This window comes from Nocardia sp. PLKS1-43, assembly GCF_059510335.1.
This window is the reverse complement of record NZ_JCAJZQ010000002.1, coordinates 249,195-262,151: the sequence shown is the minus strand read 5'-3', so window position 1 is coordinate 262,151 and position 12,957 is coordinate 249,195. Positions and strand designations below refer to the sequence as shown.

General features: G+C 69.3%; 11 protein-coding genes. 6 read left to right on the top strand and 5 right to left on the bottom strand.

Annotated features, from left to right (window positions below; all coding sequences use genetic code 11):
* Together AC5WS7_RS09145 and AC5WS7_RS09140 are read left to right on the top strand one after the other, a co-directional pair.
* The gene (locus AC5WS7_RS09145; protein WP_495953977.1) at positions 1 to 2,694 is read left to right on the top strand and encodes a DEAD/DEAH box helicase; all 2,694 of its coding nucleotides are present in this window, start codon (positions 1 to 3) and stop codon (positions 2,692 to 2,694) included.
* A gap of 185 nt (positions 2,695 to 2,879) precedes the next feature.
* Entirely contained in the window at positions 2,880 to 3,602 is a 723-nt protein-coding gene (locus AC5WS7_RS09140; RefSeq protein WP_495953976.1) for a DUF4333 domain-containing protein, read from the top strand.
* A 1,020-nt stretch (positions 3,603 to 4,622) separates the two neighbouring features.
* On the opposite strand, the gene AC5WS7_RS09135 is transcribed toward AC5WS7_RS09140, so the two are convergent.
* Complete coding sequence (locus AC5WS7_RS09135) at positions 4,623 to 5,591, bottom strand: 5'-3' exonuclease (RefSeq protein WP_495953975.1); 969 nt, start codon at positions 5,589 to 5,591, stop codon at positions 4,623 to 4,625.
* 97 nt (positions 5,592 to 5,688) lie between these two features.
* Here AC5WS7_RS09135 and AC5WS7_RS09130 point away from each other — a divergent pair, with 97 nt between their 5' ends.
* On the top strand, positions 5,689 to 6,816 hold the full coding sequence (locus AC5WS7_RS09130) for a M24 family metallopeptidase (RefSeq protein ID WP_495953974.1): 1,128 nt from the start codon (positions 5,689 to 5,691) through the stop codon (positions 6,814 to 6,816).
* A gap of 4 nt (positions 6,817 to 6,820) precedes the next feature.
* On the opposite strand, the gene AC5WS7_RS09125 is transcribed toward AC5WS7_RS09130, so the two are convergent.
* Positions 6,821 to 7,228 (bottom strand): PPOX class F420-dependent oxidoreductase, encoded by a 408-nt coding sequence (locus AC5WS7_RS09125; RefSeq protein ID WP_495953973.1) that lies wholly within the window; start codon positions 7,226 to 7,228, stop codon positions 6,821 to 6,823.
* A gap of 107 nt (positions 7,229 to 7,335) precedes the next feature.
* Here AC5WS7_RS09125 and dprE2 point away from each other — a divergent pair, with 107 nt between their 5' ends.
* From dprE2 to AC5WS7_RS09110, 3 genes are read left to right on the top strand one after another with little or no spacing between them, the layout of a single operon-like run.
* A complete protein-coding gene (gene dprE2 / locus AC5WS7_RS09120; RefSeq protein ID WP_495953972.1) occupies positions 7,336 to 8,097 on the top strand; it encodes a decaprenylphospho-beta-D-erythro-pentofuranosid-2-ulose 2-reductase in 762 nt (253 codons plus the stop codon).
* Positions 8,094 to 9,347, top strand: coding sequence for a precorrin-6y C5,15-methyltransferase (decarboxylating) subunit CbiE (cbiE, locus tag AC5WS7_RS09115; RefSeq protein ID WP_495953971.1), 1,254 nt, complete (start codon positions 8,094 to 8,096; stop codon positions 9,345 to 9,347). Before dprE2 ends, cbiE begins: the two co-directional genes overlap by 4 nt.
* The gene (locus AC5WS7_RS09110) at positions 9,340 to 10,110 is read left to right on the top strand and encodes a cobalt-precorrin-6A reductase (RefSeq protein ID WP_495953970.1); all 771 of its coding nucleotides are present in this window, start codon (positions 9,340 to 9,342) and stop codon (positions 10,108 to 10,110) included. Before cbiE ends, AC5WS7_RS09110 begins: the two co-directional genes overlap by 8 nt.
* Here the strand turns inward: AC5WS7_RS09110 and AC5WS7_RS09105 are convergent.
* The 3 genes from AC5WS7_RS09105 to AC5WS7_RS09095 form a co-directional block, all read right to left on the bottom strand.
* Complete coding sequence (locus AC5WS7_RS09105) at positions 10,107 to 10,661, bottom strand: PadR family transcriptional regulator (protein ID WP_495953969.1); 555 nt, start codon at positions 10,659 to 10,661, stop codon at positions 10,107 to 10,109. The two genes, AC5WS7_RS09110 and AC5WS7_RS09105, sit on opposite strands and share 4 nt — an antisense overlap.
* 69 nt (positions 10,662 to 10,730) lie before the next feature.
* A complete protein-coding gene (locus AC5WS7_RS09100) occupies positions 10,731 to 12,311 on the bottom strand; it encodes a precorrin-2 C(20)-methyltransferase (protein WP_495953968.1) in 1,581 nt (526 codons plus the stop codon).
* Positions 12,308 to 12,943 carry a precorrin-8X methylmutase gene (locus tag AC5WS7_RS09095; RefSeq protein WP_495953967.1) on the bottom strand — a complete coding sequence of 212 codons (636 nt, stop codon included), beginning with the start codon at positions 12,941 to 12,943 and terminating at the stop codon, positions 12,308 to 12,310. Before AC5WS7_RS09095 ends, AC5WS7_RS09100 begins: the two co-directional genes overlap by 4 nt.
* Positions 12,944 to 12,957 lie beyond the last annotated feature (14 nt).

Genomic DNA, 12,957 nt, shown 5'->3' with positions numbered 1-12,957 from the left:
GTGGCACAACGGTCGCCGATCGGCGAACTAGCGGCATTCGCCGCTGAACTGAAATTCACGCTCGACCCGTTCCAGCAGCAGGCGTGCGAGGCGCTGCAGGATGGGCACAGCGTGCTCGTATGTGCGCCCACCGGGGCCGGCAAGACCGTCGTCGGTGAGTTCGCGGTCCATCTGGCCCTGGCCGCGGGTGGCAAGTGTTTCTATACGACCCCGATCAAGGCGCTGTCGAATCAGAAGTACGCCGATCTGGTGGAGCGTTACGGCCGCGGTCAGGTGGGGCTGCTCACCGGTGACCAGTCACTGCATCCGGACGCGCCGGTGGTGGTGATGACCACCGAGGTGCTGCGCAACATGCTGTACGCGAGTTCGGACGCGCTGCAGGGCCTGTCGTACGTCGTCATGGACGAGGTGCACTACCTGGCCGACCGCTTCCGCGGGGCGGTGTGGGAGGAGGTCATCCTGCACCTGCCGCCGGACGTGCGGTTGGTGAGCCTGTCCGCGACGGTGAGCAATGCCGAGGAGTTCGGCGCGTGGATGGAGACCGTGCGCGGGGACACCGCCGTCATCGTGGACGAGACCCGGCCGGTGCCGCTGTGGCAGCACGTGCTGGTGGGGCGGCGGATGTTCGATCTGTTCGATCAGAAATCCAGTGATCAGAAGGTTCTCGTCGACGAGGATCTGGTGCGGTACATCAAGCACCGCGAGGAAGCCGACCGGATGAACGGCTGGGCCGGCCCGCGGCACCGCGGCGGCCCGCGGCGCGACTTCCGCCCGGTGCACCGCCCCGAGATGCTGGCGCGCCTGGACGAGGAGGGTCTGCTCCCGGCGATCACGTTCATCTTCTCCCGCGCGGGCTGCGACGGCGCGCTCGCGCAGTGCCTGCGTTCCCGGCTGGATCTGAGCCGCGAGGACGACCACGAGCGCATCGCGGAGATCATCGACGCGCATACCGGCGATCTGCCGCGCGCCGACCTCGAGGTGCTCGGCTACTGGGAGTGGCGCGAGGGGCTGTTCCGCGGCCTTGCCGCGCACCACGCCGGTATGCTGCCCGCCTTCCGGCACACCGTGGAGGAGTTGTTCGTCAACGGCCTGGTTCGTGCCGTATTCGCCACGGAGACACTGGCTTTGGGCATCAACATGCCCGCGCGCACGGTGGTCCTGGAGCGGCTGGTCAAATTCAACGGCGAATCGCACGCCGAACTGACGCCGGGGGAGTACACCCAGCTCACCGGACGGGCCGGGCGGCGCGGTATCGACGTCGAAGGACACGCGGTGGTGGTGTGGCACCCCGACGTGGACACCAGCGCCGTCGCGGGCCTGGCGTCGACTCGCACCTATCCGCTGCGCAGTTCGTTCCGCCCCGGGTACAACATGTCGATCAACCTCATCGACCGGATGGGCGCCAAGGAATCGCGGGCGCTGCTGGAACGTTCGTTCGCGCAGTTCCAGGCGGACCGCTCGGTCGTCGGTCTGGTGCGCGGCATCGAGCGCAACGAAGGCCAGATGCGCAAACTGCGGTCGCAGATCGACCACGACGGATTCCTGGAGTACATGTCGCTGCGGGAGCGCATCTCCCAGCGCGAGCGCGATATCGAGCGGCAGGGCCGGGCGGATCGGCGCGGCGCGGCGGTGGCGTCGCTGACCTCGCTGCGGCGCGGTGACGTGGTGGCCATCCCGAGCGGGCGGCGGCAGGGGCTGGCGGTGATCCTGGAACCCGATCAGTCCCCGGGCGATCCGCGTCCGCTGGTGCTCACCGAGGACAAGTGGGCCGGGCGCATCTCCGCGGCCGACTTCCCGACGCCCGCGCAGCCGCTGGGCCGGATGCGGCTGCCGCGCCATGTCGACCACCGCACCGCCCGCACCCGTCGCGACCTCGCCTCGGCCCTGCGCAGCACCGGCATCACCCCACCCGGCCGGCAGCGTCGCGGTACCAAGGCCAAGGGCGGCGAGGATCGGGAGCTGGCCACCTTGCGGCGCGCGCTGCGTTCGCATCCGGCGCATTCGCGGCCGGACCGGGAGCAGTTGGCGCGCGTCGGCGAACGCTACAACCGCGTGCAACGCGAGACCGAGGCGATGCGCCAGAAGGTCTCCGCCGCGACGAACTCGCTGGCCCGCACCTTCGATCGCATCGTGGAGCTGCTCACCGAACGCGGCTACGTGGACGAGGCGGGCGAGGTGACCGCCGACGGTCGCCGGCTCGCGCGCATCTACACCGAGGCCGACCTGGTCGTCGCCGAATGCCTGCGGCAGGGCGTCTGGCGCGGGCTCGGGCCGGCCGAACTCGCCGCGGTGGTCTCGATGCTGGTGTACGAATCACGCCAGGACACAGGGTATTTGGGCCCCGCGGGACCGACCGCCCCGATCCGGCGCGCGGTCGCGGCGACCATGGCCGTGTGGAGTGAACTGCGCACCGACGAGGCCCAGCACAAACTGACCCCGACCCGGGAACCGGACCTCGGCTTCGTCACGGGGCTGCACAAGTGGGCTCGTGGCGACGGACTGGCCGAATCCCTGCTGGCCAGCGGCGACCAGGGTAACGCGCTCTCGGCCGGTGATTTCGTGCGCTGGTGCCGCCAGTTGATCGATCTGCTCGACCAGATCCACAACACCGCCGACGATGTCGAAGTGGCGGGAACGGCGGCGAAGGCGGTCCGCGCCATCCGTCGCGGTGTGGTCGCGGTCGACTCGGCGTGAGTGGTGCCGAACGTGGGAATGACCGGCGGGACCTGCTGTCGAGGGGCACATGCGAACAGACACAGCCAATGCGAACAGACTGTGCTCAACTGTGATTTGATGCTTGCGAGTACCGACCGTGGTGAGCGACTGACGACCTCACGCGGGGGGCAAGCGTGTGTAGGACGACGAGTGGAGGCAGGCAGATGAGCGGCCCGTACGGACCGAACGATACCCCTGGTCCAGGGGAGGGACACAGTAGCGATCCGACTCAGCAGTGGACCGGTCAGCAGCCCGCCGACCCGACGCAGCAGTGGGGTGGTCAGCAACCGGCCGGTCAGCAGCAGTGGAGTCAGTCCGGGCAGACGTCGTGGCCGCCGCAGGCCGGCGGCAACGCCGATCCGACCCAGCAGCAGTGGGGTGCTCAGCAGCCCGCCGGTCAGCAGCAGTGGGGACAGGGGAGCGCGACGTCGTGGCCGCAGCAGCAGCCGGCGCAGCCGCAGCCGTGGGAGGCGACGCAGCAGCAGTGGGGTCAGCCGCCGCAGCAACCGCAGCAGTGGAACCAGTCCGGTCAGTGGAATCAGGAACAGCAGCTCTCGCTGCAGCCCACCGGTAAGAAGTCGCGTCGCGGTCTGATCATCGGCGGCGGGATCGGCGCGGTCGTCGTCATCGCGGTGGTCGTGGTGCTGGCCGTGGTCTTCCTCGGCAGCGACAAGCTGGACAACAGTGCCGTGCAGTCCGGGGTGCAGAAGGTGCTCAAGGATTCCTACGGCATCGATGACGTCCAGAACGTCAGCTGCCCGTCCGGGCAGAAGGTGGAAGTCGGCAAGACCTTCACCTGCTCACTCAAGGTGGGCGGCGAACAGAAGAGCGTGACGATCAAGGTCACCAAGTCCGACGGCACCTACGAGGTCGGCCGGCCGAACTAGTGCTGTATTTTTGGCCTCCGCTCCGCTCCGGCTGTTTTCGGCGCTTTAAGACTCGTCGTTCAGCCCTCGAGACTCGGCCTTCGGCCATGCGCTTCGAGGGCTGAACGACGAGCCCGCGCCGAAAACCTTGGAGCTGGCGTTGTTGAACCTTTCGCTTCGCGGGCGACTTCCAGCGCACAGAGACGCTTCGCCGCTGGGCGCGTTGACCTTTCGCCTCGCTTCGCTTCGGCGGGGCGGTGGGTGTGGGCTGTGCTGAATCTTGGGTTGTTGTTGGACTCTTGGTTTCGTGGGGTGCTTTCTGGGGCGGAGGTGCTTCGCCGCTGGGTGCGTTGGGGTTTCGCCTTGCTTCGCTTCGGCGGTGGGTGGGTGTGGGCTGTGCTGAACCTTGGGATGTTGATGGTGAACTCTTGATTTCGCGGGGGCGCTTCCAGGGGGCGGAGACGCTTCGCCGCTGGGTGGGTTGGGGTTTCGTCTTGCTTCGCTTCGGATAGGGGTTCGGTGCGGGCCGTGCCGAATCTTGGGATGTTGTTGTTGGATCTTTGGCTTCGCGGGCGACTTACAGCGCACCGAGACGCTTCATAGCTGGGCGCGTTGGGGTTTCGCCTCGCCTCGGCGAGGTCGGTGCGGAGTGGTGTCGTATTGGGGTGGGCTACGGTTGGTCTGATGGTTTCGGCGTACGGACACGGTGGGGCCGTACGCCGAGGGTGATTCGTCGTCGCCCGTCGGGAAAGGCGCCCGAGTGCCGGTTGCGTTGAAAGCGTTGGGTATTGGCGTTCGGCGCGATTGGCTGGGCGGGCGGAGTTGCTTCGCCGACGGGTGCGCTGCGCGGTGTTGTCTTTCCGAGAGTGTCGTGGTCTTTCGAACAGCTATCGAAGTGAACCGTTCGTCAGCGGAAAGTCTTGTGCGACAGTGCGTTCCAAGTATTTTACGAACTGGAGACGAGTCACGCCTGCGGACGTGTCGTGGGATTGCTCAGCTCGCTGCGCGTTCGGCCGGGGACAGCGAGGACGCTCCTGACCTCTAGCGTGCGCCGTTGGATTCCAGGGCGGTGATCAGGCGCTTGATGGGGCTTTCGGCGTTGTAGGCGGCGGCGAGGGTGTGCAGGCGGTCGGGGTCGGCGGGCGTGGTGGGCACGGCGTCGGGGCGGGAGAGGGTTACCTCGGCGTCGCGGACCACGCGGACTACGGGGGCTGCGGCCTTCAGGTAGTCCTCGGCGGCGGTCAGTTTGGTGCGCACGCCCCGGGCCAGGTCGGAATCGGGGTCGGCGGACGCGGCAACGAGGGCTTCCAGGCTGCCATAGCGGGAGATCAGCGTGGCGGCGGATTTGTCGCCGATGCCCGCCACGCCGGGCAGGCCGTCGGAGGCGTCCCCGCGGAGGGTGGCCATATCCGCGTAGGCGGGGCCCGCATTGTCCTGTGGCACACCGTATTTCGCGGACACCTCCGCGGGTCCGAACAGTTCGGCCTTGGCCAGGCCGCGGCCTACGTAGAAGACCCGCACGGGAGGTTGCGGATCGTCGCGCACCAGCTGGAGCAGGTCACGGTCGCCGCTGACGACGACGACCTCGTCGGTGGACTCGCGGGTCGCCAGGGTGCCGATCACGTCGTCGGCCTCGAGGCCCCGCGCCCCGGCGGTCGCGATGCCCGCCGCCTCGAGCACCTCGAGGATCATGTCGACCTGGGGGGTGAGATTGTCCGGCACCTCCTCCGCGCCGGGATCCGCATCCACCGACTGGTCGAGGCGGTGCGCCTTGTACGACGGAATCAACTCGACCCGGAACTGCGGACGCCAGTCGAGGTCCAGGCAGACCACCAGCCGCGCGGGGGAGTGCCGGGTGATCAGTGCCGCCACCATGTCGGTGAATCCGCGCAGCGCGTTGACCGGCCGGCCGTCGGGCGCGGTGATCTTCTCCGGGATCGCGTAGAAGGCGCGGAACCACAGGCTGGCGCCGTCGAGCAGCAGCAGTGGTCCGGGGGCGGGTGAACTCATGGCTGCAGACGCTACCCGGTCGGTCCGACAATGCGGCGCCGGTGCGCGCGCCCGGTACCCGCGTCGCGACTCGCCCGACCGCGTACCGTTGATCACCATGAGCGCGCAAACGGAATCACGGTTCGAGGCCGAGGTGTACGGAAGCCGGTTGGAGCGGGCGGCGGAACTGGTACGCGCCGCACATCTGGACGCGTTGCTGATCACGCCGGGCCCGGATCTGGAGTATCTGATCGGGTCCCGCGCGCAGTCGTTCGAGCGGCTGACCTGTCTGTTGGTGCCCGCCAGCGGTGAGACGCCGTCGGTGATCGTGCCGAAACTGGAACTTGCCGGTCTGGCCGGTTCGGCGGCCGGCGCTCTCGGGCTCCGGATCATCGATTGGGTCGACGGGGTCAATCCGCACCAGACCGTCAAGTCGACGCTGAACGCCGGGGCGCGAGTCGCGGTCGCCGATGCCATGCCCGCGCTGCATCTGCTGCCGATCGCGGACACGCTCAACGCTCTGCCGGTTTCGGCCACGCCCGTGCTGAGACAGCTGCGAATGCGTAAGGACGCCAGCGAGATCGACGCGCTGCGACGTGCGGGCGCGGCGATCGACCGGGTGCACGCCCGGGTCGGGGAGTGGTTGCGCGCCGGACGTACCGAGGCCGAGGTGGCCACGGACATCCGGGCCGCGATCGTGCAGGAGGGGCATACCGCGGCCGCGTTCGTCATCGTCGGCAGCGGGCCGAACGGCGCGAGTCCGCATCACGAGGAGTCCGAGCGCACGATCGAATCCGGCGATGTGGTGGTCGTCGACATCGGCGGCCCGGTCGAGCCCGGGTACTACTCCGACTCCACCCGCACCTACGTCGTCGGCGAGCCGGATCCGGAGATCGCCGAACGCATCGCGGTGCTCGAGCAGGCCCAGGCGGCGGCCGTCGCGGCCGTACGCCCCGGCGTGACCGCCGAATCGGTCGACGCCGCCGCGCGAAATGTGTTGGCGCAGGCGGGATTGGGTGATGCCTTCATCCACCGCACCGGACATGGCATCGGCCTTTCGGTACACGAGGAGCCGTACATCGTCGCGGGAAACGAGATCGTCCTCGAACCCGGAATGGCCTTCAGCATCGAACCCGGCATCTACTTCCCGGGCGAATGGGGCGCTCGCATCGAGGACATCGTCGTCGTCACCGAGGACGGGCACGAATCGGTCAACCACCGCCCGCACGGGCTGACCGCCGTCTGAGCGGTCAGCCGCGCAGAGCCGCTCCGGTGAGCAGGCGAGTCGGCCGGATCGCGATGACGACGCGGGCGGGATTGATCCGCGGAGTGCGGTAACGCTCGGCGTAGCGGCGTTCGCCCTCGGTGACCGCGTCCGCATCGGCGAGGATTTCCGCGGGTCCCTCGAGGGTAAGCCAGCGGGCGCCGTCGACCTGACTGACCGCCGCGTAACCGGTGCGGCGGACGTTGCGGGCCTTCACCGTGTCACCGGAGGTGATGATGCGGACGATGCCGCTGTCCTGATCCCAGGTGAACCCGATCGGGACCATGTGCGGGGTGCCGTCCGCGCGGAGTGTGGTCAGCGTCGCCACACGCCGCTCGGCGACGAATCCGAGGGCGGCCGCGGACAGTGCGATACGTGCGCCGGTGCTGGTCATGGATGTGACGCTAACAATCGCCGCCGCGGCACCCGCACCCGCACCCGAGGGACCCGACCGCACCCACGTGTCCGATTCGGCCTGGGGGCGGTGGCAGACTATTCGTCATGGGAATGCGGGCACACGAGATCGACGAGGGCGCGATCGTACTGCTGGGCGGGCGCAGCGAGATCGGCCTCGAGATCGTGCGGCGGATGGCGCGCGGCCGAGTGGTGATCCTGGCCGCGCGGCGCAGCGCCGATCTGGCCGGCGAACGTGCCGAGCTCGACCGCGCGGGCGCGGCGGCGGTGCACACCGTGGAGTTCGACGCCGACGATCTGCCCTCGCATCAGCCGCTGCTGGACAAGATCGCCGCTGAGCACGGCCGGATCGGCGTCGCCGTGCTGGCCTTCGGTGTGCTCGGCGATCAGGAACTGGCCGAGCGGGACCCCGCGGCGGCGGTCGCGGTCCTGCAGACCGATTTCATCGCGCAGGTCAGCGTCCTGACGATCCTGGCGGCCATGCTGCGTGCGCAGGGGAGCGGACAGTTGGTGGTCTTCAGCTCCGTCGCCGGATTCCGGGTCCGGCGCGCCAACTATGTCTACGGCTCGGGTAAGGCGGGCCTGGACGGATTCGCCACCGGATTGGCGGATGCCTTGCACGGCAGCGGAGTTCACCTGCTGCTGGTGCGGTCCGGATTCGTGATCGGCCGGATGACCGAGGGCATGGATCCGGCGCCCTTCTCGGTGCGGCCGGGTCAGGTCGCCGATGTGGTCGTCGCGGCTCTGCGGGCCCGCCGCGCGATCGCCTGGGCCCCGGCGATGATGCGCCCGCTCTACTTCGCCGTGCGCTTCCTGCCGCGATCTGTCTGGCGACGGTTGCCGCGATGAATGGCATACCGGGTCCGGGAATGGAACCGTGGCCCGTCCGGTCCCCGATCGCGGTGGTCGGTATCGGCGCGGACGGCTGGGACGGACTCGGCGCGGCGGCGCGTGCGGCCGTCGAGCACGCCGATGTGGTGTTCGGCTCGAATCGGCAGCTGGCGATGATCCCCTCGGGCGGGCCCGACCGCCTGCCCTGGCCCTCGCCGCTGCTGCCCGCGCTGGCGGACCTGCTTGCCGCGCACCGCGACAGACATGTCTGCGTGCTCGCGAGCGGTGATCCGATGTTCTACGGCATCGGCGTGTCGCTGGCGAAACTGCTCGGGCCGCAGGCGCTTCGGGTATTTCCGCAGCCGTCCTCGGCCACGTTGGCCTGTGCCCGGCTCGGATGGGGGCTGGCCGAGATCGCGGTGGTCACGGCCGTGGGACGCCCGATCGAGACGGTCTTGCCCGAGCTGGCCCACCGCCGCCGGATCCTGGTGCTCAGCGAAAACGAGCGCACTCCGGCCGAACTCGCGAAATTGCTGTCGGACAACGGTTTCGGGGCATCGCGGATGACTGTGCTCGAACAGCTCGGCGGTCCGGCCGAACGTGCGGTGGACGGCGTCGCGGGTCGCTGGTCCGAACCGTCGGGCGATCGGCTCAACATCGTCGCCGTGGACTGTCTCGCCGATCCGGCCGCCCCGCGGCTGACCAGGCTACCGGGACTGCCGGACGAGAGCTACGGCGGCGACGGCCAGCTCACCAAACGCGAGGTGCGCGTCCTGTCGCTCGCCGCGCTCGCGCCGTCCCCGGGCGAGCTGCTGTGGGATGTCGGCGGCGGTTCGGGCACCATCGCGATCGAATGGTGCCGGACCCATCCGTCCTGCCGCGCTATCACCTTCGAGCGATCCGGCGCGCGACGCGGACAGATCGCGGCCAACGCGCTGGCCTTGGGCGTGCCGGGAATCACAGTCCTGGGCGAGGTGCTCGAGGAGCTGTCGGACGACGAATTCCCCACGCCCGACGCGGTATTCCTCGGCGGCGGGCTGACCCAGCCGGGCCTGTTCGAAAGTTGCTGGGTGCGACTGCGTTCCGGTGGCCGGTTGGTCGTCAACGCGGTCACCGCCGAATCGGAGACGCTACTGAGCACATGGGCCGCCGAATTCGGCGGTGCGCTGAGCCGGTTCCAGGTCTACCGCGCCGAACCGCTCGGCGGCTTCACCGCCTGGCGTCCGCATCTGCCCATCACCCAGTGGGCGGTGGTGAAGGATGGGTGAGCGCGTCGACGATCGCCGCGTGCTGATCCTGGGCGGAACCCGGGAGGCGCGCAAACTGGCCGAAATGATCAGCGGGGAAAGCGGTTTCCAGGTCGTATCCTCCCTCGCGGGCCGGGTCCGCGAGCCGGTGCTGCCGGCCGGAGAGGTCCGGGTCGGCGGTTTCGGCGGTGTGGACGGGCTGCGGAACTGGCTGAGCGACAACGACATCGATGCGGTGATCGACGCCACCCATCCGTTCGCGGGCGTCATCTCGGCCCACGCGGCCGCCGCGGCCGCGGCGCTGAACCTGCCGGCGCTGCACGTACGTCGGCCGGGATGGCGAGAACGTCCGGGAGACAAGTGGATCCGGGTTCCCGACGTCGCCTCGGCGGTCGGCGCCGTCGCCGAGCGCGGGTACCGGATATTCCTGACGATCGGTCGTCAGGGGGCCGGTGCGTTCGCGGGCCTGACCGACCGGTGGTTCCTGATCCGGGCGATCGATCCGCCCACCGCGGCGCTGCCACCGGACCACGAATTGCTGCTGGCGCGTGGGCCTTTCGCGGTCGAGGACGAGATTCGCCTGCTGACCGAACACCGGATCGATGTCCTGGTCACGAAGGACAGCGGCGGCGAGCTCACCCTGGCCAAACTGATCGCGGCCCGAACCTGCGGCATCCCCGTCGTCATGATCGATCGCCCGCGCTTGCCCGCGGGTGCGCAAGCCGCGGAATCGGTTGCCGCCGCGTGCGAATGGCTGCGCACACTGCCGTGCGGCAGCAGCTAACCGGCAGCCGGCCGGTCGCGGCCGGACCGGTCCAGCAACCCGGGCAGCCGATCGAACCACTCCAGCACCGCGCGTTCGTAGCCGATCCCGAAATCCAGTGTGGCACTCTCACATCGGGATCGCGTCTCGTCGATGCTCGCGAGGTATCGCGCGAGTCGTTCCTCGTGGATGATGCGATTGGCGGCGATGATCCGGTTCAGCCGCTCGGGCTCGACGAATTCGCCGAACGCCAGGGTCAGCAGCAGGGGCACCCGGATGGTTTCCGCGCCCGGATCGCGGGCGATCCACTGCGCGAAGGCCTCTCGGCCCGCCTCGGTGATCCGGTACGGCGTGCGCTCGCGCACTCCGGTCTCGCCCTTCTCCACCAGGCCGATCCGGTCCATCGCGGCCAGTTCTCGATACACCTGGCTCTGCGTGATCGTCCAGAAGTCCCCGATCCGCTCCTGAGCGAGATTGACCAGATCCCATCCGGCCATCGCCCCCTCGTGCAGGAAACCCAGCAGCGAGGCCGCGGTGGAGTTCAGCCCCCGTTTCGGTTCACTCTCGGCCATATCGTGCGCACCCCTTCCACCCATCAACGTTCCACATTGGAATATTAACGCTCGGACCGGAGCGCGCGGTCAGGGGGTCGAATACCGCCGGGAGGTGAACACCCGCTGCCCGGTAGGGGTGTCGAACGCGGTCGTGGTCGAGGCTCCGATGATGAGCAGTGTGCGCATATCCACCTCGGCGGGGTCGAGTTCGGACAGGGTGAGCACGCGAACCGATTCGGTCGGGCCGCCGACGTCGCGGCCCAGCACGACCGGCGTATCCGGCTTGCGGTGTTCCAGCACCAGATCGCGCAGCGCCGCGACCTGCCAGGTGCGCTGCGAAGAGGCCGGATTATACACCGCGATGGCCATATCGGCCGCGGCCACCGCGGAAATGCGCTGGGCCACCGTCTCCCACGGCTTGAGCCGATCCGAGAGCGAGATCATCGCGAAGTCGTGTCCCAGCGGCGCTCCCACCCGGCTCGCGACCGCGCTGGCGGCGGTCATCCCGGGCAGCACCCGCACGGGCACGTCGCGCCACTGCGGATCGGCCGATTCCTCGATCACCGCGGCGGCCATGGCGAATACGCCCGGATCGCCGGAGGAGACCACCGCGACCCGCGCGCCGTGCTTGGCCAGATCCAGCGCCATGGCGGCGCGTTCGGATTCGACCCGGTTGTCGCTGGCGTGGCGGCGCTGCCCCGGACGGGCGGGCACCCGGTCGACATAGGTGGCGTAGCCGACCAGATCGGTCGCCTCGGACAGCGCGCGGGCGACCTCCGGGCTGGTCCAGTCCGGTGATCCCGGGCCGAGGCCGACGACCACGACCTCGCCGATCGCCGGGTGAACATCTTGCGCCACTTCGGTTTCCGAGGCGACGGTGGCGTTGGAACGTGCGGAATCCGCTGCGGTGAGCGCGATCTCGGTCGTGGGCGTCGGGCCGGGCACAACGGTGATGGCGAAGTAGGGCACCTCGGCGGCGTCCACCTCGCCCGCGCGCAACACCCGCTGCCGCCCGGTGCTGGCGCGCTCGACGTAGTACGCGTCGTCCAACCGGCCTGCGTCCGAAAGCGCCTGCCGCACATCCGGATACGTTCGCCCCAACTTCATCACCACCGCCGCGTCGGCCTCGGCCAGCCGCCGGCTCAGCTCCTCGGCGGGCAGGGTGCCGGGCAGTACGGTCAGCACCTGGTCCCCCTCCACCAGGGGGGTGCCCAGGGCCGCCGAGGCGGCGCTGACCGAGGTGATGCCCGGGACGATCTCCGCCTCGAACCGATCGGCCAGGCGGCGGTGCATATGCATGTACGAGCTGTAGAACAGCGGATCTCCGGCGGCCAGCAGCGCAACCGAGCGCCCGGCCGCGAGATGGGCGGCCAGGGTGGCCGCGGCCTGTTCGTAGAACTCGTCGATGGCGCCCTGGTAACCGCCCGGATGATCGGTGGTCTCGGTGGTCACCGGGTAGACGAGGTGTTCCTCGAGCTGCCCGGGGCGCATATAGGGCGCGGCGATCCCGCGCGAGATGCTGCGGCCGTGCCGGGCGCTGTGGAAGGCGATGACGTCGGCCTCACCGATGATCCGCGCCGCCTTGACCGTGACCAGTTCCGGATCACCCGGCCCCAGTCCGACGCCCCACAGTTTCCCGCTCCGCCGTCCGCGCTCCTGATCGCTCATTCCTGCTCGCTCGCAATCGCATTCAGTGCCGCCGCGGTGATCGCGCTGCCGCCGCGCCGGCCCCGGACGGTCAGATACTCCACACCGCCGAATTCGGTCAGAGCCTGTTTGGACTCCGCGGCGCCGACGAAGCCGACCGGGATGCCCAGCACCGCGGCGGGACGGGGCGCACCGGCGTCGAGCATGTCCAGCAGATGGAACAGCGCGGTCGGCGCATTGCCCACCGCGACCACCGCGCCGTCCAGGCGGTCGCGCAGAAGTTCCAGTGCCGCAACCGATCTGGTATTTCCCATGGCCTGCGCCAATTCCGGGACCCGGGGATCGGCGAGCAGGCAGATCACCTCGTTGTCGGCGGGCAGGCGTTTGCGGGTTACCCCGGCGGCAACCATGGTGGCATCACACAGGATCGGCGCACCGGCTCGCAGCGCGGTGCGGGCCCGGGAGACGACGTGCTCGCTGTGCTCCACGTCGGCGGCCAGATCGACCTGCCCGCAGGCGTGGATCATCCGCACCACCACCTGCGCGACGTCGGCCGGGAACCGGGCCAGATCGGCCTCGGCCCGGATGGTCGCGAACGAGCGCCGATAGATCTCGGCACCGTCGGTGAGGTAGCTGGTACGCACGTCGGACATGGCGTACACCCTAG

Coding starts and splice junctions, on each gene's coding strand:
- AC5WS7_RS09095 (WP_495953967.1), bottom strand. CDS start 12,943: ATGTCCGACGTGCGTACCAGCTACCTCACCGACGGTGCCGAGATCTAT.
- AC5WS7_RS09105 (WP_495953969.1), bottom strand. CDS start 10,661: ATGGCCGAGAGTGAACCGAAACGGGGGCTGAACTCCACCGCGGCCTCG.
- AC5WS7_RS09125 (WP_495953973.1), bottom strand. CDS start 7,228: ATGACCAGCACCGGCGCACGTATCGCACTGTCCGCGGCCGCCCTCGGA.
- dprE2 (WP_495953972.1), top strand. CDS start 7,336: ATGGGAATGCGGGCACACGAGATCGACGAGGGCGCGATCGTACTGCTG.
- AC5WS7_RS09130 (WP_495953974.1), top strand. CDS start 5,689: ATGAGCGCGCAAACGGAATCACGGTTCGAGGCCGAGGTGTACGGAAGC.
- AC5WS7_RS09110 (WP_495953970.1), top strand. CDS start 9,340: ATGGGTGAGCGCGTCGACGATCGCCGCGTGCTGATCCTGGGCGGAACC.
- AC5WS7_RS09140 (WP_495953976.1), top strand. CDS start 2,880: ATGAGCGGCCCGTACGGACCGAACGATACCCCTGGTCCAGGGGAGGGA.
- AC5WS7_RS09100 (WP_495953968.1), bottom strand. CDS start 12,311: ATGAGCGATCAGGAGCGCGGACGGCGGAGCGGGAAACTGTGGGGCGTC.
- cbiE (WP_495953971.1), top strand. CDS start 8,094: ATGAATGGCATACCGGGTCCGGGAATGGAACCGTGGCCCGTCCGGTCC.
- AC5WS7_RS09135 (WP_495953975.1), bottom strand. CDS start 5,591: ATGAGTTCACCCGCCCCCGGACCACTGCTGCTGCTCGACGGCGCCAGC.